Source organism: Gemmobacter lutimaris, from assembly GCF_003570715.1.
GTDB classification, from domain to species: Bacteria; Pseudomonadota; Alphaproteobacteria; order Rhodobacterales; family Rhodobacteraceae; genus Gemmobacter; species Gemmobacter lutimaris.
The window spans coordinates 282,953-302,353 of the sequence record NZ_QXXQ01000001.1 but is presented as its reverse complement, the minus strand read 5'-3'; the positions used below and the strand labels follow the sequence as shown (position 1 = coordinate 302,353).

The window sequence follows — 19,401 nt, the reverse complement described above, 5'->3', positions numbered from 1 at the left end:
CGGCACCCTGAGCTAAACGGAAAAACGGGCGGTCCATGGCGACCGCCCGTTTTGTTGCAAGAGTTCCGGAAGTCCGGCTTCCGGCACGCCTGTTGCCCGTTACGCCTCAGACCCCGACGTCGGGACCGGCGCAGGCGAGCGGAGCCCTGCTTTGTTCGACCTCGGCCAGTTCGGTGCCCTCCGGGTCCCCGGCGAACCGGGCCCTCAGGCGGCCACCTTCCTGCCAGAAGGCCCAGCATTGCGGGTCGGCCTCGCTCTCATAGACGAAACAGATCTGGCCATCCGCCTCATACCAGTGTCCTTCCTGACATTCTTGTGCGGTAAAGGCCCAGCGGACGCGACGGTTGGGCAGATATTGCTCGGTTCCGAAGATCGCGCCGTCCTGCGCATAAGTCAGGGTCTTGCCGGTGGCATAGGCTTCGAACTCTGCCGCCGTCATCGGGGATTGTGCCCATGCCGTGATCGGGGACAGGATCAGCGCAAGAAGCGCGGTGTGGCGAAACAGCGGGGGCATCGGCTTCTCCTCAGGACGCATGGGGGGCAGGGTGACAGACCGGCGCGTCAGGCGCCAGTCACGCCCGCTTGATCGGCACACCTGCCTGACCCGAGGGCGCGGTCGTCTCCTGCCAGTGGGCCAGATGCGGGCGCATCATCCGCCGCCAGCGGCGTGGCAGCAGCGCGATGGCGCCACAGACCGGCAGCGAATGGGGCAGCCAAGGCGCCTCGTCCCGGTCGGGCAGGCGCAGCGCGGGATAGGGGCGCGACGGATGGGCGTGGTGGTCGGAATGGCGCGGCGCGTTCAGCATGACGCCAGAGGAAAACCACTGCGGCGCATTCCAGCTATGACGCGGCCCCACCGGCTCCGGCCGGCCATCAGGCAGTAGGCGGCGGGTCAGCCCGTAGTGCTGGACGTAATCTGACAGCATGAGTTGCGCGGTCGAATAGGCAGCCAGCAGCAGCCAGACCGCCAGCCCCGCCCAGCCCGCCAGCGCATATCCCAGCCCCAGACAGCCCAGACCGCCCGTCACATAAAGGATATAGGGATGTCGGAAAAAGGTGTGTTTGTGCCGGGTGTTTTCGGCACGCAGGCCTGCGCGGAAACTGCCGAAATAGGCACGCGGCAGGAAGTGATAGAAGCTTTCGCCATTCCGTGCGGAATTGGGATCGCCAGCGGTGGCGACATGGCGGTGATGCACCAGACGGTGCGCCGAAGTGTGATGCCCGTTCAGCAAGGTGACATAGACTGCCATCCCAAGCCGGAACAGCCCGCGGTTGCCCCGGTGGATCAGCTCGTGTGCGGCGGGGTTCGACACCTGACCGAACATCTGGCCAAAGCCCAGAAACAGCACGATCCGCGCCCAGATCGGCAGATCGCTGCCGCCTGCGATGGCCCAGACCGCCAGCGGAAAGGCCAGAAGATGCGCCGCGCCGATCAGCGCCAGAAGCAGGTCGGCGGCGGGAAACTCGGCCCCTTCAGGCGCGTCGGGCGCCACCCAGGGGATCAGCCGGTCCAGCACTGCCGTCAGGACGGCCATATACACCAACCCCAGCCAGACCCAGCCACCGCCCGCCCAGACCCCAAGCCCCAGCAGAACGAAAGGTGTGGTTGCGGCCACGGCAAAAAGGGCCATGCGGGGGATCGGCAGAAAACGGGGCGGCGACGGGTTCATGGCGGCACTCTATCACGCGCGCAGGCGGGGCAAAGCCCCCGCGCCGCGATTGGCACGGCCGGGCCAAAGACCGTTCCGCCCCGTGAGAACCGCCGTCCTGACCCCGGCTTGTGCAGGGTCTTCAGGGCATCGTAGCCGGGACGAAGACCCCGGCCACGGCAGAGGACAGGGCGATTGTTGTTTCGTGCTGCCCCAGAAAGCCGCTGGCCCTGATCTGGTCCAGCGCCACCTCGATTTCGGCCACGGTTTCTACCCGCAGCTTGATCAGCCATGGCCATGCACCCGTGACATGATGGCATTCCAGAATGCGCGGATGCCCCGCGATGGCCTGCCGGAAGGCGGTTGCGTCGGCCTCCGGGCGCAGGACAAGCCGCAGAAAGACCAGCAGGGGCAGATCCAGTGCGGAGGGGTCTGTCTCGACCGTGAAGCGGCGGATCACACCGGCTGCCACCATCCTGCGGATGCGTTCATTCACACTCGACGGTGCCAGACCGACGAGGCCGCCGATATCGGCAAGGGCACGGCGAGAATCTTCCGCCAGCAGCCCGATGATCCTGCGGTCCATGTCGTCCATGGTCGAACGATATTCGATTGTTGTGATGATAAGTGAAATATTATCCTGATTTTCATGTTTTGTCAATGAAGCCGTGGGCTTGCTCCGGCAGAGTAGACTGCCCGTCGCCGGCGCCGCGACGTCAGGCTTGGCCCGCGCCCGTCGGCACGGCATGTTGACGGCATGACATGGCTGTTCCTGATCCCCGCGGCCGCTTGTGCGCTGCTTTATGGCTTGCGCTGGTCGGCCGCGCCCGCATCCTCGTTGTCCCGCTCGCTGGTCAAGACGGCCTCGGTGGCACTTCTGGCTCTGGCTGCTTTGGCGGGTGGGGCGCCGTGGGCCATCGTGGCGGGTCTGGCCCTTGGGGCGGCGGGGGACTTTCTTTTGTCGCGGCCGGGAGAACATGCCTTTCTGGGCGGCATGGCGGCCTTCGCCGCCGGCCATCTGGCTTATGCGCTGGCCTTCGGGGCGGGGATGCCGGGCTGGCCTGTGCTGATGGGCCTTGGCCTGCTTGCTGTTTCGACCGAAGCGTGGCTGGCCCCGCGCACAGGTGCGCTGCGCTGGCCGGTGCGCGGCTATGTGCTGGTGATCTGCGCCATGGCCGCGCTGGCCGCTGCCCGGTCTGAACCTCTGTTGCGCCTTGGCGCCGCGCTGTTCGTAGCCTCCGACCTGATGCTGGCGCTGGAAATGTTCGTGATCCGCGATCCCGCCCGCCGACGTATATTGGCCCGTGCGCTCTGGCCGGCCTATTGGGGTGGTCAGGCGCTGATCCTAGCCGCGATGCTGCCCTGAGGCGCCACGCCCCTTCCATCCGGCGCCTGAATTGACTAGGTGAAACAGGCAACCAGCCCGGAGCGGCCATGTCCTTCTTCAAGAAACTCAAAGACCGGATGTTCCGGTCCTCCGACAAGATCGCGGGCAGCCTTGATGCGCTGGTGACTGAGGATGAGGCTCCGGTCGCGGCGAAACCCGGCCTGCTGGACCGCCTGACCGGCCGCGAGCCGGAAGAACCGCGCCGCGTCATGGATGACGCGATGCTGGAAAGCCTTGAGGAACTGTTGATCGAGGCCGATATGGGCGTCGATACCGCGACCCGCGTCGCCGCCAATATCGCCGAGGGGCGGATGGGCCGCAAGATCGGTGCGACGGAGCTGAAACGCGCCCTCGCCGCCGAAGTGGCGCGCATCATGGAGCCCGTCGCCCGCCCGCTGCCGGTCTATGCCAAACGCCCGCAGGTGGTGCTGGTGGTCGGCGTCAATGGTTCGGGCAAGACCACGACTATTGGCAAGCTCGCCTCGCAATTCAAGGCCGCCGGAAAATCGGTGGTTATCGCGGCGGGCGATACGTTCCGTGCCGCGGCGGTGGAACAGTTGCAGATCTGGGGCACCCGTGCCGGTGTTCCGGTGCTGACCGCGCCCGAAGGCTCCGACCCGGCCAGCCTCGCCTTCGACGCGCTGGCCCGCGCGCAGGCTGATGGCGCCGACCTGCTGCTGATCGACACTGCGGGCCGCCTGCAAAACCGCGCCGACCTGATGGAGGAATTGGCCAAGATCGTCCGCGTCATCCGCAAGAAGGACGAAACTGCGCCCCACAACACACTGCTGGTGCTGGACGCCACCACCGGCCAGAACGCGGTGATGCAGGTGGAGATCTTCCGCAAGATCGCCGATGTCTCGGGCCTCGTCATGACGAAACTCGACGGCACCGCCAAGGGTGGCGTGCTGGTCAGCCTTGCCGACAAGTTCGGCCTGCCGATCCATGCCATCGGGGTCGGCGAACAGATCGACGACCTCGCCCCGTTTGATCCCGAAGATTTCGCCCGCGCCCTTGTGGGCCTGCCCGAGTAAACCTCTTGCCCTCATCTGTTTGCAAATACCCTCGGGGGGGCCGCCCCGCAGGTGGCGGCGCGGGGGGCAGGCAGTCCCCCGTCACGGCTGGTACCCCTGGTACCCCGCGCGGGCGATGGGCATGAGCGACTGGCTCCTCAGCCTTGAAGGCACCGAAGCCGGGCATGACCTTGCGCTGGCGCTGGCGCTGATGGCCGCTGTCCTGCATGCGCTGTTCGGCGCCTTGCAGAAGGGACGGCACGATCCCTGGCTTGCCCGCGCCGCCATCGACGCCAGCTATGGCATTATCGCGCTGCCCTTCGCACTGTTCGTCGTGCCATGGCCCGAGCCGCATATGTGGCCGATCTTCGCGGGCGCCTTCGTCATCCATGCGGGCTACAAGCTCTTGCAGGCAATGACCTATTCGCGCGGCGCCTATACCGTGGTCTATCCGGTGGTGCGCGGCACCGGGCCGCTGTTCACCGTCATCGGCGCGGGCCTGGTCTTTGGCGAGCATTTCGCGCCGGGGCAGTGGCTGGGCGTGCTGATGCTGTCGGGTGGGATCTTCGGGCTGGCACTGTGGAACCTCGCCCATGTCGCCACCCAACGCGCGACGATGATCCCGGCGCTGTGGCTCGCCTTCGCCACAGGCGGCTTCGTCGCGGCCTATACGACCTATGATGCCTATGGCATCCGCGCCACCGCCGACCCGTTCACCTTTCTCGCGTGGTTCTTCCTGATCGACAGTTTTCTGATGCCGGTTCTGACCTTCCGTCGCTGGCGGGGGCTGGCGCGGGCCGAGGTTCTGCCTCTGCTGAAACGGGGTGTCATGGGCGCCATTGTCGCCTATTTCAGCTTCGGCGCCATCATGCTGGCCACACGGCTCGACAAGGTGGGCGAGGCGGCGGTGCTGCGTGAAACCTCGACCGTTTTCGCCGCACTGATCGGCTGGCTCGTGCTGGGTGAAAAGGTCGGACGCATGCAATTCCTGCTCATGGCGGTGATCGCCGCCGGGGCCGTCATGGTGGAGTTTACCGGATGACCGAAACGCGAAACGGCAAGAAAGCCCCTGGTTGGCTGAAGCCCGTTCTGGAATACGGGCCTCTGCTGGTGTTCTTTGTCGCCTATATGCGGCTGAAGGATCAGACCTTCCTGATCGGCGGGGCTGAATATTCCGGCTTTCTTGTCGTCACCGCCGCTTTCATCCCGCTGATGATCCTGTCCACCGCGGCCGCATGGTGGCTGACCGGCAAGCTGTCGAAGATGCAGATCGTGACGCTGGTTCTGGTGGTGGTGTTCGGTGGCCTGTCGGTCTGGTTGCAGGACGAACGCTTTTTCAAGATGAAACCCACGATGATTTACCTGCTGTTCGCGGGCGCGCTGGGTCTGGGCCTCTTGCGCGGGCAAAGCTGGCTGGGCGCGGTGATGGGCGATGCGCTGCCAATGCGCCCCGAGGGCTGGATGATCCTCACCAAGCGGGTGATGTGGTTCTTCCTTGCACTGGCGGCCGCGAATGAGGCGGTCTGGCGGCTGACCAGCACCGAACATTGGGTGCAGTTCAAGACCTTCGGCCTGCCGCTGGCGCTGTTTGCCTTTTTCATGACTCAGGCGCGGTTGTTCCAGACCTACGCTATTGAGGAGAAGGGCGAGGATTAATCCCGCCCGACATACCGATTCCGCCCACAGGAATCCGCCCCGCCCTGTGGACAACTGGCCGGACTCAGCCCCCCGAATCCGCCTAAGCCTTTGTCAACGGCCCGGAAAAACCGGGCGCGGCAGGCAGGGGGATTCGCTTATGCAGCTCATCATCGGCAACCGTCAGGTCAATCCGCTGCGCATGAAGGCGGTGGCGGGTGGCGTGGAGGCGGTGTTGCAGGGGGAGGCGATGCTGTCGCTGCTGGACGCGGCCTTCCATGGCGCGGGCACCATCGAGGTTTACGGCGGCACGCTGGATCGTCGCCCGCTGGAACTGGCGCGGATCGAGATGCGCGGCGCGGAAACCTGCGTGACGCTGCTGTGCCGCGGCCCGGCGCCGATGCTGGCCTGATCGCGACCTTTGCCATTTGGCAAATAGATGCTATATCTATGCCAGATGGAGGATGCGATGCAGCTTCAACCGATCACCGCGACCCCGGCGCGGAGCGACTTGCCGGTCATTACCGAAGCGGAGGCCGGTGCGCTGGCCCGCGCGACGGTCAACCTGTTCCGGGCATGGAACCTTTCGGATGCCGAGGCGCGGGTGCTGCTGGGCGGCATGGCGGCCCGCACCTGGGCGCGCTGGAAAGAGGGCGAGGCCGGGCGGATCGACCGCGACCTGCGGATGCGGATGGCGCATCTGATGGGTATTCACAAAGGGCTGCGCTATCTGTTCCGCGATCCCGCGCGCGGCTACGTCTGGCTGCGCAAGCCGAATGCGGTTTTCGATGGGCTTTCGGCGCTTGACCTCATGCTGCGCGGTGAATTGTCGGATCTGGCGCTGATGCGCGAATGGCTGGACGCCGAGCGTGGCGCATGGTGAGCGGCGCGGTTCTGCGGCGGGTGGACTGGCCGCAGACATGGCGCATCATCCGCTCGATCTATCCGCCCGTCGATCTGTTCGAGGACATCGCCGACCCCCGCGACTGGGAGGCGTTGGCGGCGGTGGAGGCCAAGACCAACCCGCGCATCCGCAATGAAATCGGCGATCTGGGCAAGGTGCCGCCCGCGCGCCGGGTGGCGGGGCCGGGGGCGAGCCTTGTCATGGCGCCCTTCGTGCATTGCTCCACCGCGCGGCCGGGGCGGTTCACCGATGGCAGCTATGGCATCTACTATGCCGGCGACCGCGAGGCAGTGGCGCTGGCTGAAACCATCCATCACCACACTCGTTTCATGGCGGCGACCGAGGAACCGGCGGGCTGGACTGCTGATTTCCGCGCACTGATCGGCCGGATCGACCGCAGCTTGCACGATATGGATGCTGTGCCGGGCGCCCGGCATCCTTCGGATTATGGCGCCTCGCAACAGGCGGGAGGCAGCCTGCGGGCGGCGGGGAGCGACGGGCTGGTCTGGACCAGTGTGCGCCACCCCGAGGGCGCGTGCATCGGGCTGTTCTGGCCCGATGTGGTGCCGATCCCGGTGCAGGGGTCGCATTACCGTTATCACTGGAACGGCGCGCGGGTGGATTACGTTCACCGGCTTGACGGCGACACCGTTCTGGCGGTCTCCGACCCCGCATAGCCCCTTCCGCCCGCCCGCGCCTTGCGCCAGAAAGGGGCCCGAACACAGGGGGGCGCCATGAAGGAACGAAGCAAGGGCATTCTGGCCATGGTGATGGCCTGTCTGCTGTGGGGCACGGCACCGCTTTACTACAAGCTGCTGGTGCAGGTGCCGCCGCTTGAGGTGCTGGCTCATCGCACCCTCTGGTCGGCGGTGATCTTCCTCGTGGTGCTGGCGGCGACCGGGCGCATGGGTGCGCTGCGGCCGCTGTTGCGCGGGCGGCGGCTGGCGGCGATCACGCTGGCGGCGGGGCTGATCTCGTTCAACTGGTTCCTGTTCATCTTCTCGGTGCAGGCGGGCCATGTGATCGAGGCGGCACTGGGCTATTATATCTTCCCCCTGGTTTCGGTCGCTCTGGGCGTGTTGGCCTTTGGCGAACGGCTGACGCGCGGGCAGGGCGTGGCAGTGGCGCTGGCCGGGGGGGCAGTGGTGGTGCTGACCTTGGGACTTGGCGTCGCGCCCTGGATCGCGCTGGCCATCGCCTGTAGCTTCGGGCTTTACGGCTTGCTGAAGAAGCGGCTGGCCGCGCCGCCGGTGCCTTCGGTCACGGCAGAGGTTCTGGTGCTGGTGCCGCTGTCGCTGATCTGGCTGGGGCTAATCGCCACCGGAAACGGGCCGGAGGCGGGGCGTGGCCATTTCCTCGACTCAACCGGAACGGCGGGGCTTCTGGTGCTTTCTGGCGCGCTGACCGCCAGTCCTCTGATGCTGTTCACCTATGCGACGGCACGGGTGCGGCTGGCGACGGTGGGGCTGATCCAGTATATCAACCCCACGCTGCAATTCCTGACCGCGACGCTGATCTTCGCCGAACCTTTCGGCCGCTGGCATGCCATCGCCTTCGGGCTGATCTGGGCGGGCCTTGCGCTTTATACGCTGGAGGGGTTCCGTCAGGACAGGGCGGCGCGCAGGGCGGCGGTCAGCGCGGGCACATCGGCCACCGCGGCAAAGTGATCGCGCAGGCCCGGATCGGCAAAACCTTCGGCAATGGTGTGATCGACAAGCGCCACCAGCGGCTGCCAGTAGCCCGCCACATCCAGCAGGAAGATCGGTTTGCGGTGCAACCCGATCTGCGCCCAGGTCAGCACCTCGAAGAACTCGTCCAGCGATCCGGCGCCACCCGGCAGCACCACGATGGCATCGGAGTTCATGAACATGACCTTCTTACGTTCATGCATGTTCTCGGTGATCACAAGCTGCGTCAGATCGTGCTTGCCGACCTCCCGTTTCATAAGGTGGGTCGGGATCACGCCCAGCGTCGTGGCGCCAGCCGCCTGTGCGGCGCGGGCCACCTCGCCCATCAGGCCCACATCCCCCGCGCCATAGACCAGCCGCCAGCCCTCGGCCGCGAGCATGGCGCCGGTGGCGCGCGCGGCTTCGGCATGGGCGGGGTTCCGGCCGGGGCGTGAGCCGCAAAAGACACAGACAGAGGGGGTTCTGGGCATGGCGGACCTCGGAAAGCTATTGCCTTTTGATCCTGTATCGGGGTTCCTGAGCGAAAGGAAGCGGTGCCGGGAAAACGCGCGCCGGGAAGGGGATGAGGGATGTCCGACAAGCAGGGGCCGAACCCGGCCATCATGGCGGGGCTCGCTGCGGGTGTGGTCGCCGTGGTGGCGATCCTGTGGTATGCGCAGCGCCCGGCGGCGCCGGTTGAACCGGCTGCGCTGGTAAGCGAGGCGCCCGGGGCTGCCATCCCGGAAGGCGCTGGCCCGGAAGGCACTGGCCCGGAGACCGCCGCTGCCCCCGAGGCGCTGGCGACAGCCGGGTCGGCCCCCGAAGAACTGGCCCCCGAAGAACTGGCCCCCGAAGAACTGGCCATCGAGCCGGTTGCGACGGCGGAGCCGGAAACAGCCGCAACACCCACGTCCACGCCGCCGGGATTCGACACCGTGCGCATCGCACCGGATGGGGCTGCGGTGGTGGCAGGGCGCGCAGGGGCAGGGTCAACAGTCGTCATTCTGGTGGATGGCATCGAGGTGGCGCGGGCCGATGCGGATGCTACGGGGAGTTTCGTGGCGCTGTTCGATCTGCCACCTTCCGCGGATGCGCGGCTGATGACGCTGGTCGCCCTGAGCGCAGAAGGCGAGATGCCGTCGGAGCAATCGGTGGCGATCGCACCGGTCCAGTCATCGGAAGCGGTGGCCGAGGCCACGCCCGAAACGCCCGAGGCGACGGCGCAAGCCGCGTCTGAGGCAAGCGCACCTGAGGCACCCCCGAGCGAGGCGCCCCCGAACGAGACGGTAGTGGCCGAAACGGTAGCCGAAGCCGCGCCGACCGCCATTCTTGTGGATGACAGCGGGGCGCAGGTCTTGCAGGGGGCAGGCGCCGGTGTCGGGGTGTCCATCGCAGCCATCACCTATACGCCGGATGGCGCGGTGCAGCTTGCAGGGTCCGGCACGCCGGGGGCGCTGATTCGGCTTTATCTTGACAATGCGCTGGCGGCAGAGGCGCCGGTCAATGCCTCTGGCGGCTGGGTTACCAAGCTGCGTGACGTGGCGCCCCGGCTTTATACGCTGCGCGCCGATCAGATTGGCGGCGATGGCAAGGTGACGGCCCGGTCGGAAACCCCCTTCTTGCGCGAAGCGCCTGCGGCACTGGCCGCCGCGATGAAGCCCCGCGCTGTTCGCACGGTCCCGCTTGGCGCAGGCAGCCCCGTACCCGAGGCACAGGGACCGGCAAAGGTTCCGGCAGCGGTGACCGCGCTGGCGCAACTGGAAACTCCGGTGCCCGACGGGAATGAAGCCGCCGCGCCGCAACCCGTGGCCGAACCCGAGGCCACTGCTACGCCCGAGGCCCCGGTGGCTACGGGGGCCGAGGCCGCGCCGCTGCGGCCGGTCAGCGTGACGGTGCAGCCGGGCTTCACGCTGTGGCGCATCGCGCGCGAAAACTTTGGCGATGGCGTGATGTATGTGAAGGTTTTCGACGCCAACAAGGATCAGATCCGCAACCCGGACCTTATCTATCCCGGTCAGGTGTTCCTGATTCCGGATCAGTGATCCGGGGCGCGGCGTCCCCCTCGGCCACGCGATGCAGCGCATGGCGGGCCGAGGCGCCGCAGCAGGCCAGAACCTGCGGATGATCCATGCAGCAATCGGCCAGCAGATAGGAAATCGCCCCGCCGATCCCTGACAGGTCGGCGCTGTAGATCACATTGCGCGACACCCGGCGCGAGCGGATCAGCCCGGCCTGTTCCAGCGCTGACAGATGGAAGGACAGGCGCGAGGCCGAAAGCCCCAGTGTGCGTGCGATGTCACCCGCTGCCATGCCCTCGTCGCCGCGTGGCACCAGAAGGCGCACGAGGTCCAGCCGGCTTACATGCGCCAGCGCCGACAGGGCCGAGAGGACTTTACTTCGCTCCATCCTTCAACTACTCGTGAAACGTTGAATTCACCCTGCATAGCCCGTCAGGGCCGCCCGATCAACCGTCAGGGCAGGCCGCACGGGCAAGGATTTACGATGCGCCGACCCTCCGATTCCCTGACCTCCAGCGATGCCGAGACGCCCTCGACTTCGGGCTGGACCACCCTGCGCCGCGTGGCGCCCTACCTTTGGCCCGACAACGAGCCTTGGGTGAAACAGCGCGTGGTCATCGCAATGGTGATGCTGTTTGTCGCCAAGATCATCTCCGTCTCGACCCCGTTCTTCTACAAGGCGGCTGTGGATGCGCTGGCAGGTGACGCGCCGCCGCCCGCGCTGCTGGTCGGGCTGACAGCGGTGGGGATGACGGTGGCCTATGGCCTTGCCCGCTTTGGCGCCGTGGTCTTTGGCGAATTGCGTGACGCGGTGTTCGTGAAGGTCGGCCAGCGTGCGCTGCGTAAGCTCGCGCTGGAGACCTTTACCCATATCCACGCGCTGTCGCTGCGCTATCACATTACCCGCAAGACCGGCGGTCTGAGCCGGATCATCGAGCGCGGGGTGAAGGGCGTCGATTTCCTGCTGCGCTTCATGCTGTTTTCCATCGGGCCGCTGATCCTTGAACTCAGCATGGTGGCAGTGATCTTCTGGGTCGCCTTCGGCTGGCAATATATGGCCGTGGTTATCGTGACGGTGGCGCTTTACGTCGCCTTTACCTTCAAGGTCACCGAATGGCGGGTGCAGATCCGTCGCAAGATGAACGATCAGGACAATGACGCCAACCAGAAGGCCATCGACTCGCTTCTGAACTTCGAGACGGTGCGCTATTTCGGGGCCGCGAAGCGCGAGGCGGAACGCTATGACCGCGCGATGGAGGGGTATGAATCGGCGGCGGTGAAGACCGGGCAATCGCTCAGCTTCCTGAATGCCGGGCAGTCGCTGATCATCACCACCGGGCTTGTGGCGGTGATGGTGATGGCGGCGATGGGGGTGCAGGCCAAGCTGCTGACGGTGGGCGATTTTGTCATGGTCAACGCCTATATGATCCAGATCACCATGCCGCTGAACTTCCTTGGCACGGTCTACCGCGAGATCCGGCAGGCGCTGGTGGATATGGGGCAGATGTTCGGCCTGCTGTCGCAACCGGCCGAGATCGTGGATGCGCCGCAGGCGACGCCGCTGGCCGTCGCGGGGGGGCATGTGCGCCTTGAGGGCGTGCATTTCGCCTATGACAGCGAACGTCCGATCCTGAAGGGCGTCGATATCGACATTCCGGCCGGGCAGACCATCGCGCTGGTCGGGCCGTCGGGGTCAGGCAAGTCCACCATCGGGCGGCTGCTGTTCCGCTTCTACGACGTGACTGGCGGGCGGGTGACGATTGACGGGCAGGACTTGCGCGACATCACGCAGGACAGCCTGCACGCCGCCATTGGTGTTGTGCCGCAGGATACCGTGCTGTTCAACGATACGATCTATTACAACATCGCCTATGGCCGCCCCGAGGCCAGCCGGGCCGAGGTGGAAGCCGCCGCCAAGGCCGCGAAAATCCACGATTTCATCCTTTCGCTGCCCGATGGCTATGACACGACGGTGGGGGAACGCGGGCTGAAACTGTCAGGCGGCGAAAAGCAGCGCGTGGGCATCGCCCGCACCCTGCTGAAGAACCCGCCGATCCTGCTGTTGGACGAGGCGACCTCGGCGCTGGATACCCAGACCGAAAGCGACATCCAGCAAAGCCTGCACGAGATGGGGCAGGGCCGCACGGTCATCACCATCGCACACCGGCTGTCCACCATCGCCGACAGCGACCGCATCGTGGTGCTGGAGGCGGGCCGGGTGATCGAGGAAGGCACGCATGAGACGCTGCTGGCGCGGGGGGGCCGCTATGCCGCCATGTGGGCGCGGCAGGCTGCCGAGGACGAGGCCGAAGCCGCCTGAGGCTCAGGCGTCTTCGGAGTCCGGTTTCAGCACAAGGTCATCGGTGGTCAGATTCTGGCCGCCGATCACCTCGGCCACCACCACGTCATTGAAGCGGATCACACCCGAGGTGCCCTCGTCATTCGCGCTGACGGTGATGTTCGGGGCAATCTCGTTGCCGTCACTGTCATATTCGGGGCGATAGAGCAGTTCGATCTGATCGCCCTCGCCGTAATCATGCACCTGCGAAATCTGCCCGAATCCATCCTCGCGATTGTCGAGCTGGAACAGGTCGTTGCCGTCGCCGCCGGTGCCCTGATCGCCCGCACCCATCAGCAGGGTGTCGTTGCCCGCGCCGCCAAACAGCGAATCGAACCCGTCAATCATGGTGGCGGTGCCGTTCTGGCTGTGGTCCAGATCCTTGCCGGACAGATAGTCGTCACCCTCGCCACCATAAAGCTCGTCCGAGCCGGTGCCGCCCAGCACGGTATCATTGCCTTCCTGACCGGCCAGCGAATCCTGCCCGCCGTTTCCGTGGATGTCATCGTCGCCCAGACCGCCCAGAACGATGTCATGCCCGACCCCGGCGTCGATCGTGTCATTGCCCTCGCCGCCGACGGCAATGTCATCGCCCGCGCGCATCATCAGTTGATCGTCGCCCGTGCCGGCATTGACATAATCATTGCCGGTCGAGGCATCGAGCGTGTCCTGCCCCGCATCCAGAAACCATGCCAGCGATTCCTGTTCATCCGCAGTCAGATCGTCATTGCCTTCGGTGCCCTGAACTTCGTCGGTATAGTCATCCGCGAGATACAGCGGATTTTCGGTATCGGTATCGGTTTCGGGTTCCGGTGCCTCGTCGTCCGAACTGCTGGAGCCGCCAAACCAGTCGGCTTCATAGCCCAGAAAGAGCATGAAGAGACCGACATACATTGCCATATACATATCCATGGCCGTACTCCGCTGACCCGGCAGTTTCACTTGCGCTGACAATCGCCGGGGATTGTGGTCAATTATGGGCAAAAGCGGCACGGTTTGCGGTCAGGACCGGGACCGAGAGCGCGGGTTTGTGGCCGATGGCGAAACCGGCGCGGGGCTTGGCAAATCCGCTGCCTTGCGTGTAAGACAGGGAAAATTCCGGGAGAGACCCATTGAGCAACCCCGAAAGCTTCATCGACGAGGTGACCGAAGAGGTTCGCCGCGACAAGCTGTTCGCCATGTTCCGCAAATACGGCTGGATCGGCGTATTGTTGGTTCTGCTGATTGTTGGCGGTGCAGCCTGGACCGAATGGCAGAAGGCCCGCGCGCAGTCAGAGGCGCGCGCCTTTGGCGATGCCTTGCTGGGCGCGCTGGATGCCGATACGCCGGAAGCACGGATTGCCGCGCTTTCGGCCGTAGAGGCGAAGGGCGACCGGGCCGCGCTGAAAGGGCTTTTGCTGTCCTCCGATCCGGTTTCGGATCGCACAGGCGCGCTTCAGGCGCTCGCCGCAGTCGAGGCGGATGCGACCCTGCCGCCGGTCTGGCGCGATCTGGCGGTGTTGCGCCGGGTGATCCTGCAAGGCGCTGAGGCGCCTGTGGCGGACCGCCGCCTTGCACTTGAACCGCTGGCGCAGCCGGGCCGCCCCTATCGCACCATGGCGCTGGAACAGCTTGCCTATCTGCTGGTCGAGGAAGGCCGCAAGGACGAGGCGATCACTGCCCTGCGTGCGCTGACCACCGATCAGGAATCGCCGGGGGGCTTGCGCAACCGCGCCGCGCAGATGATTGTGGCCCTCGGGGGCGATCCGGCGCAGGGCTGACCTCCGCCGCCGACGCTTGCAACGGGAGATATCCGTGACCTTCATCAGACCCGCCGTCTCCGGCCTTGCCCTCGTCGCGCTGCTTGCCGCCTGCGAGAAAGAGGTGATCCTGCCCGGTGAACGGTTCGGCACCCGCGCCGATCTGGAGGCCAGCATTCCGACGGCCGAAAGCCCCAATCCTGTCGATACCTCGGGCAAGATGGTTAACCGCTCGGTGCCGATCGCATTGCCCGCCGCGCAGGCCAATGCGGAATGGACGCATCGGGGGGGCAATGCCCGCCATCTGGCGCCGCACGGCGCGCTGAGCGCCGCGCCGCAACTGGTATGGTCGGCCAATATCGGCAAGGCAAGCAGCCGTCGCAACCGCATTTCGGCCGCGCCGGTGATCGGCGGGGGCAAGGTCTATACGCTGGATGCGCAGATGGGTCTGCAAGCGACCTCGCTGGGCGGGGCGCCGGTCTGGACCACCGATCTGACTCCGGAAGGCGACCGTGCCAGCGATATTTCGGGCGGCGGTCTGGCCTATGGCAATGGCCGGGTCTTCATCGCCACCAGCTATGGTGAGCTGATTGCCGTCGATGCCGGGTCCGGCGGGGTGATCTGGCGTCAGCGTCTTGGGGCGGCTGTGGCAGGGGCCCCGGCCGTGGAAGGCGATACCGTCTATGTCGCGGGCCGCGACAGCGCCGCCTGGGCGGTTTCGGCCGCGGATGGCAAGGTGCGCTGGGAAGTGCCGGGCACGCCGGGTGTGACCGGGATGACAGGCACCGCAGGCCCGGCCATTGCCGACCGCACCGTTCTGGTGCCGACCGTCTCGGGCGAGATGATCGCGGTGCTGAAGGATGCCGGGGTCAAGACCTGGGGCGCCGCGGTGGTGGGGCAACGCCTTGGCCGGGCCTATGGCATTGTGACCGACATCACCGGCGATCCGGTGGTTTCGGGGCAGACCGTCTATGTCGGCAATGCCGCCGGGCGGACCTATGCGCTGGATGCCGCGTCGGGCGAAACGAAATGGACGGCGCCGGAAGGCGCGCTGGGGCCGGTGGTCGTGGCGGGCGGTTCACTGTTCCTCGTGAATGACGAGGCACATCTGGTGCGGCTGGACGCAGCCACCGGAGAAATCCTGTGGTCTGTGCCGATGCCTTATTTCGAGAAGGAAAACCCGCGCAAGCACAAGGCGATCACAGCCCATTTCGGGCCGGTTCTGGCAGGCGGGCGCATCGCGGTCGTCTCGGGCGACGGGCTGCTGCGGCTGTTTTCCCCCACTGACGGCACGCTGGTTTTCTCTGCGCCGATCCCCGGCGGGGCAGCCACGCAGCCTGCGCTTGCGGGGGGAATGCTGTTCGTCGTCGGGGCAAACGGGCAACTTCACGCTTTCCGTTGACGCCGATCCGGTGTATCCGCCCCTCTTCGGTTTCAACCGGGCCTTGCCCGTGACACGCCCCCGGAGGGCAGGATGACCTTTACGCTCGCGATAGTCGGCCGCCCGAATGTGGGCAAATCGACCCTGTTCAACCGCCTCGTCGGCAAAAAGCTGGCGCTGGTCGATGACCAGCCCGGCGTCACCCGTGACCTGCGCGAAGGCGATGCGCGGCTGTTTGACATGCGCTTTACCGTGATCGACACGGCGGGTCTGGAGGAGGTGACGGACGACAGCCTGCAAGGCCGCATGCGGCGGCTGACCGAACGTGCGGTCGAACTGGCCGATGTCTGCCTGTTCCTGATCGACGGGCGGGTGGGGGTCACCCCGTCCGACGAAGTGTTCGCTGACATCCTGCGCCGTAAGAACGCCCGCGTCATCCTTGGCGTGAACAAGGCCGAGGGCAAGGCGGGCGACGCCGGAGCGCTGGAGGCCTTCAGCCTTGGTCTGGGCGAGCCGGTGCGGCTTTCGGCCGAACATGGCGAGGGGATGGAGGATCTTTATCACATCCTGCGCCCGGTCCGCGAAGAGTTCGAGGAACGCGGGGCGCTGGATGCGCCCATCGTCGATGTGGACGTGTCGGAGGAGGAGGCCGAGCTTGAGGCGGATGAAGACGCGCACAAGCCCACTGCGCGCCGCCCGCTTCAGATCGCGGTCATCGGCCGCCCGAATGCGGGCAAATCGACGCTGATCAACAAGATCATCGGCGAGGACCGACTGCTGACCGGCCCCGAGGCGGGGATCACCCGCGACGCGATTTCGGTGCGGACCGAATGGATGGGCACGCCCACCCGCATCTTCGATACAGCAGGGATGCGCAAGAAGGCGAAGATCAACGACAAGCTGGAAAAGCTGTCGGTGGCCGACGGGCTGCGCGCGGTGCGCTTTGCCGAGGTCGTGGTGGTGCTGCTGGACGTGGAAATCCCGTTCGAGCAACAGGATCTGCGCATCGCCGATTTCGCGGAAACCGAGGGCCGCGCCGTGGTGGTGGCAGTCAACAAATGGGATCTGGAAGGCGAGAAGCAGGAAAAGCTGGCCGAGCTGAAAGAGATGTTCGAGCGCCTGCTGCCGCAATTGCGCGGTGCGCCGCTGATCACGGTTTCTGCCAAGACCGGCCGGGGCCTCGACCGGCTGCATGATGCAATTCTGAAGGCGCATGATGTCTGGAACCGCCGGATCACCACCGCGCGGCTGAACTCGTGGCTGGGCGCGATGACCGAGGCGCATCCGCCGCCGGCACCGGGTGGCAAGCGCATCAAGCTGCGCTACATGACGCAGGTGAAAACCCGGCCACCGGGCTTCGTGGTGATGTGTTCACACCCCGATCTCATGCCCGAAAGCTATCGCCGTTATCTGGTCAATGGCCTGCGTGACCATTTCGACATGCCGGGCACGCCGATCCGGGTCACTTTCCGCGGTCAGGGCGACAAGAACCCCTACCGTGACAAGAAGAACTGGGGGGCGCCCTCGCGCCTGCGCAAGCATCTGGACAAGAAGAAGGACTGAGACGCCCCTGATCGCCGCCTATTCGGCGGCGATCTTGATGACCGGCTCCATGGTAGTCAGGGCTTCGTCCGACAGGTGGCACTTGATCTGATGCCCACCCGCCAGATGCTGCACCGGCGGCACCTCGCGTTCACAGAGGCCCCCCGGCACCTGCGATTTCCAGCGGCAGCGCGTCTGGAACGGGCATCCCGGTGGCGGATTCATCGCGGAAGGAATATCGCCCTCCAGCACGATGCGTTTCTTCTGCACATGGGTGTCGGCGATGGGCACAGCCGACAGCAATGCCTCGGTATAGGGGTGGTAGGGCGGCTGGAACACCTGATCGGTGGTGCCCAACTCCACCACATGCCCCAGATACATCACCATCACCCGGTCCGACAGGTAACGCACGATCGACAGGTCATGGCTGATGAACAGAAGCGTCGTGCCGTTTTCGCGCTGAATGTCCATGAGAAGGTCGGTGACAGCGGCCTGCACCGAGACATCCAGCGCCGAGACGGGCTCGTCCGCCACCACAACCTTGGCGCCGCCCGCGAAGGCGCGGGCGATGCCGACGCGCTGTTTCTGTCCGCCCGACAACTGGCGCGGCATGCGGTCGGCAAAGGCACGCGGCAGCTTCACCAGATCCAGCAGTTCCAGCATGCGCGCGCGGCGGTCCTCGTCGGAGGCACCCTGACCGAAGATCTCCAGCGCGCGGATGATCTGACGGCCGACGGTCATCGAGGGGTTGAGCGTGTCGAACGGGTTCTGGAACACCATCTGCACGCCCGAGACGGTATCGGTGTTGCGCTTTTCGATGGGGGTGTTCTGGATGTCACGGTCATAAAGCATGATCTTGCCGCTGGTCGCGGTTTCCAGCCCCATCAGCACCTTGGCGAAGGTGGATTTGCCGCAGCCGGATTCGCCCACGATGGCCAGCGTTTCGCCCGCGCGGGCCTCGAAGCTGAGCGTTTCATTGGCCTTCACCACCTTGGCCGGGCCGCCACCGAAGACGCCGCCGCCGGTGACCTCGTAATATTTGCGCAGGTCTTCCATGCGCAGCACCACTTCGCCGATCTCGGCCTTGCCCTGCGTCGCCTTGGCGACCGGCGGGGCGGACCAGTCAATTTCGTCCACCCGCAGGCAGCGGCTTTCATGGCGGGGCCCGACCTCGGTCATGGTAATGTCGCCCGCATTGCAGCGGCCTTCCGCGAAGTAATCGCAGCGCGGCCCGAAGTTACAGCCGTTGGGTCGCTCATGCGGCAAGGGGAAGTTGCCGGGGATGGCGACCAGCGGACGGCTGTTCTTGTCGGCGCCGGGCAGCGGGATCGAGCGGAACAGCGCCTGTGTATAGGGGTGGCGCATGCGGTCAAAGACCTCGGCCACGCTGCCCGTTTCCACCGCCTCGCCGGAATACATCACGGTCAGACGGTCGCAGACCTCCATCACCAGCCCAAGGTTGTGGCTGATGAACAGCATCGAGGTGCCGTATTTCTCGGCCAGTTCCTTGACCAGATCGACAATCCCGGCCTCCACCGTCACATCCAGCGCCGTGGTCGGCTCGTCAAGGATCAGCAGCGCGGGTTTCGACATCAGCGCCATGGCGATGACGATGCGCTGCTGCTGCCCGCCCGAAAGCTGATGCGGATAGGCTTGCAGGATGCGGTCGGGGTCGGGCAGGCGCACGTCGGCGACGATCTGGCGGGCCAGCGCCCAGGCCTCGGCCCTGGCCATGCCGCGATGGATCATCGGAACCTCGGCCAGTTGTGCGCCGATCCGCATCGCGGGGTTCAGCGAGGCCATCGGCTCCTGATAGATCATCGCGATTTCCGAGCCACGGATGCGGCGCAGTTCGTCATCCGACATCTGCGTCAGGTCGCGGCCCTTGAAGCGGATCGACCCGCCGGTGATGCGGCCATTCTTGCCCAGATAGCGCATGACGGCCAGCGCCACGGTGGATTTGCCACACCCGCTTTCCCCCACCAGCCCCATCGCCTCGCCCGGCAGGACGGTGCAGGAGAAATCCATCACCGCCGGGATTTCGCGCAGCCGCGTGAAGAAGGAGATCGAGAGGTTCTCGATTTCAAGGATGGGTTGATCCGGGGTCCAGTCTGAACTTGTCATCGCA

20 protein-coding genes are annotated in these 19,401 nt (G+C 65.7%); 13 read left to right on the top strand and 7 right to left on the bottom strand.

Annotation, left to right across the window (positions count from 1 at the left end; all coding sequences use genetic code 11):
- Window positions 1-106: 106 nt before the first annotated feature.
- From D2N39_RS01380 to D2N39_RS01370, 3 genes are all read right to left on the bottom strand, one after another.
- Window positions 107-439, bottom strand: coding sequence for a hypothetical protein (locus D2N39_RS01380; protein WP_233557040.1), 333 nt, complete (start codon window positions 437-439; stop codon window positions 107-109).
- A gap of 133 nt (window positions 440-572) precedes the next feature.
- Window positions 573-1,631: an alkane 1-monooxygenase gene (locus D2N39_RS01375; protein ID WP_119133322.1), complete on the bottom strand. Its 1,059-nt coding sequence runs from the start codon at window positions 1,629-1,631 to the stop codon at window positions 573-575.
- A gap of 160 nt (window positions 1,632-1,791) precedes the next feature.
- Window positions 1,792-2,235 (bottom strand): Lrp/AsnC family transcriptional regulator, encoded by a 444-nt coding sequence (locus D2N39_RS01370; RefSeq protein ID WP_233557023.1) that lies wholly within the window; start codon window positions 2,233-2,235, stop codon window positions 1,792-1,794.
- 171 nt (window positions 2,236-2,406) lie between these two features.
- On the opposite strand from D2N39_RS01370, the gene D2N39_RS01365 reads away from it, so the two are divergent.
- The 8 genes from D2N39_RS01365 to rarD all read left to right on the top strand — a co-directional run bounded on the left by D2N39_RS01365 (window position 2,407) and on the right by rarD (window position 8,255).
- A complete protein-coding gene (locus D2N39_RS01365; protein WP_119133006.1) occupies window positions 2,407-3,015 on the top strand; it encodes a lysoplasmalogenase in 609 nt (202 codons plus the stop codon).
- A gap of 68 nt (window positions 3,016-3,083) precedes the next feature.
- Window positions 3,084-4,070: a signal recognition particle-docking protein FtsY gene (gene ftsY / locus D2N39_RS01360; protein WP_119133005.1), complete on the top strand. Its 987-nt coding sequence runs from the start codon at window positions 3,084-3,086 to the stop codon at window positions 4,068-4,070.
- Between the two features lie 121 nt (window positions 4,071-4,191).
- Window positions 4,192-5,091: an EamA family transporter gene (locus D2N39_RS01355; protein ID WP_119133004.1), complete on the top strand. Its 900-nt coding sequence runs from the start codon at window positions 4,192-4,194 to the stop codon at window positions 5,089-5,091.
- Window positions 5,088-5,705 carry an inner membrane-spanning protein YciB gene (locus D2N39_RS01350; RefSeq protein WP_119133003.1) on the top strand — a complete coding sequence of 206 codons (618 nt, stop codon included), beginning with the start codon at window positions 5,088-5,090 and terminating at the stop codon, window positions 5,703-5,705. The genes D2N39_RS01355 and D2N39_RS01350 overlap by 4 nt, the downstream gene beginning before the upstream one ends.
- A gap of 139 nt (window positions 5,706-5,844) precedes the next feature.
- Window positions 5,845-6,096 carry a hypothetical protein gene (locus D2N39_RS01345; protein ID WP_054301684.1) on the top strand — a complete coding sequence of 84 codons (252 nt, stop codon included), beginning with the start codon at window positions 5,845-5,847 and terminating at the stop codon, window positions 6,094-6,096.
- Between the two features lie 57 nt (window positions 6,097-6,153).
- The gene (locus D2N39_RS01340; RefSeq protein WP_119133320.1) at window positions 6,154-6,567 is read left to right on the top strand and encodes an MbcA/ParS/Xre antitoxin family protein; all 414 of its coding nucleotides are present in this window, start codon (window positions 6,154-6,156) and stop codon (window positions 6,565-6,567) included.
- Window positions 6,537-7,265, top strand: a complete 729-nt coding sequence (locus D2N39_RS01335) for an RES family NAD+ phosphorylase (protein WP_233557022.1) — start codon at window positions 6,537-6,539, stop codon at window positions 7,263-7,265. Before D2N39_RS01340 ends, D2N39_RS01335 begins: the two co-directional genes overlap by 31 nt.
- Before the next feature lie 57 nt (window positions 7,266-7,322).
- Entirely contained in the window at window positions 7,323-8,255 is a 933-nt protein-coding gene (gene rarD, locus D2N39_RS01330) for an EamA family transporter RarD (RefSeq protein WP_119133001.1), read from the top strand.
- On the opposite strand, the gene D2N39_RS01325 is transcribed toward rarD, so the two are convergent.
- Window positions 8,192-8,746: an LOG family protein gene (locus D2N39_RS01325; RefSeq protein ID WP_119133000.1), complete on the bottom strand. Its 555-nt coding sequence runs from the start codon at window positions 8,744-8,746 to the stop codon at window positions 8,192-8,194. The two genes, rarD and D2N39_RS01325, sit on opposite strands and share 64 nt — an antisense overlap.
- A gap of 99 nt (window positions 8,747-8,845) precedes the next feature.
- Here D2N39_RS01325 and D2N39_RS23230 point away from each other — a divergent pair, with 99 nt between their 5' ends.
- Window positions 8,846-10,297 carry a LysM peptidoglycan-binding domain-containing protein gene (locus D2N39_RS23230; protein ID WP_233557021.1) on the top strand — a complete coding sequence of 484 codons (1,452 nt, stop codon included), beginning with the start codon at window positions 8,846-8,848 and terminating at the stop codon, window positions 10,295-10,297.
- Here D2N39_RS23230 and D2N39_RS01315 read toward each other — a convergent pair.
- On the bottom strand, window positions 10,257-10,661 hold the full coding sequence (locus D2N39_RS01315) for an ArsR/SmtB family transcription factor (protein WP_119132999.1): 405 nt from the start codon (window positions 10,659-10,661) through the stop codon (window positions 10,257-10,259). The two genes, D2N39_RS23230 and D2N39_RS01315, sit on opposite strands and share 41 nt — an antisense overlap.
- Window positions 10,662-10,757: 96 nt before the next feature.
- Here D2N39_RS01315 and D2N39_RS01310 point away from each other — a divergent pair, with 96 nt between their 5' ends.
- Window positions 10,758-12,593 (top strand): ABCB family ABC transporter ATP-binding protein/permease, encoded by a 1,836-nt coding sequence (locus D2N39_RS01310; protein WP_119132998.1) that lies wholly within the window; start codon window positions 10,758-10,760, stop codon window positions 12,591-12,593.
- 3 nt (window positions 12,594-12,596) lie between these two features.
- Here D2N39_RS01310 and D2N39_RS01305 read toward each other — a convergent pair whose 3' ends face one another.
- Window positions 12,597-13,523: a calcium-binding protein gene (locus D2N39_RS01305; protein WP_119132997.1), complete on the bottom strand. Its 927-nt coding sequence runs from the start codon at window positions 13,521-13,523 to the stop codon at window positions 12,597-12,599.
- A gap of 200 nt (window positions 13,524-13,723) precedes the next feature.
- Between D2N39_RS01305 and D2N39_RS01300 the strand changes: the two genes are divergently transcribed.
- The 3 genes from D2N39_RS01300 (at window position 13,724) to der (ending at window position 17,294) form a co-directional block, all read left to right on the top strand.
- Complete coding sequence (locus tag D2N39_RS01300) at window positions 13,724-14,371, top strand: hypothetical protein (protein ID WP_119132996.1); 648 nt, start codon at window positions 13,724-13,726, stop codon at window positions 14,369-14,371.
- Window positions 14,372-14,405: 34 nt separating this feature from the next.
- On the top strand, window positions 14,406-15,752 hold the full coding sequence (locus tag D2N39_RS01295; RefSeq protein ID WP_233557020.1) for an outer membrane protein assembly factor BamB family protein: 1,347 nt from the start codon (window positions 14,406-14,408) through the stop codon (window positions 15,750-15,752).
- Between the two features lie 72 nt (window positions 15,753-15,824).
- On the top strand, window positions 15,825-17,294 hold the full coding sequence (gene der, locus D2N39_RS01290; RefSeq protein ID WP_119132995.1) for a ribosome biogenesis GTPase Der: 1,470 nt from the start codon (window positions 15,825-15,827) through the stop codon (window positions 17,292-17,294).
- Between the two features lie 18 nt (window positions 17,295-17,312).
- Here der and D2N39_RS01285 read toward each other — a convergent pair whose 3' ends face one another.
- Window positions 17,313-19,397, bottom strand: a complete 2,085-nt coding sequence (locus D2N39_RS01285; RefSeq protein WP_119132994.1) for an ABC transporter ATP-binding protein — start codon at window positions 19,395-19,397, stop codon at window positions 17,313-17,315.
- Between the last annotated feature and the right edge of the window lie 4 nt (window positions 19,398-19,401).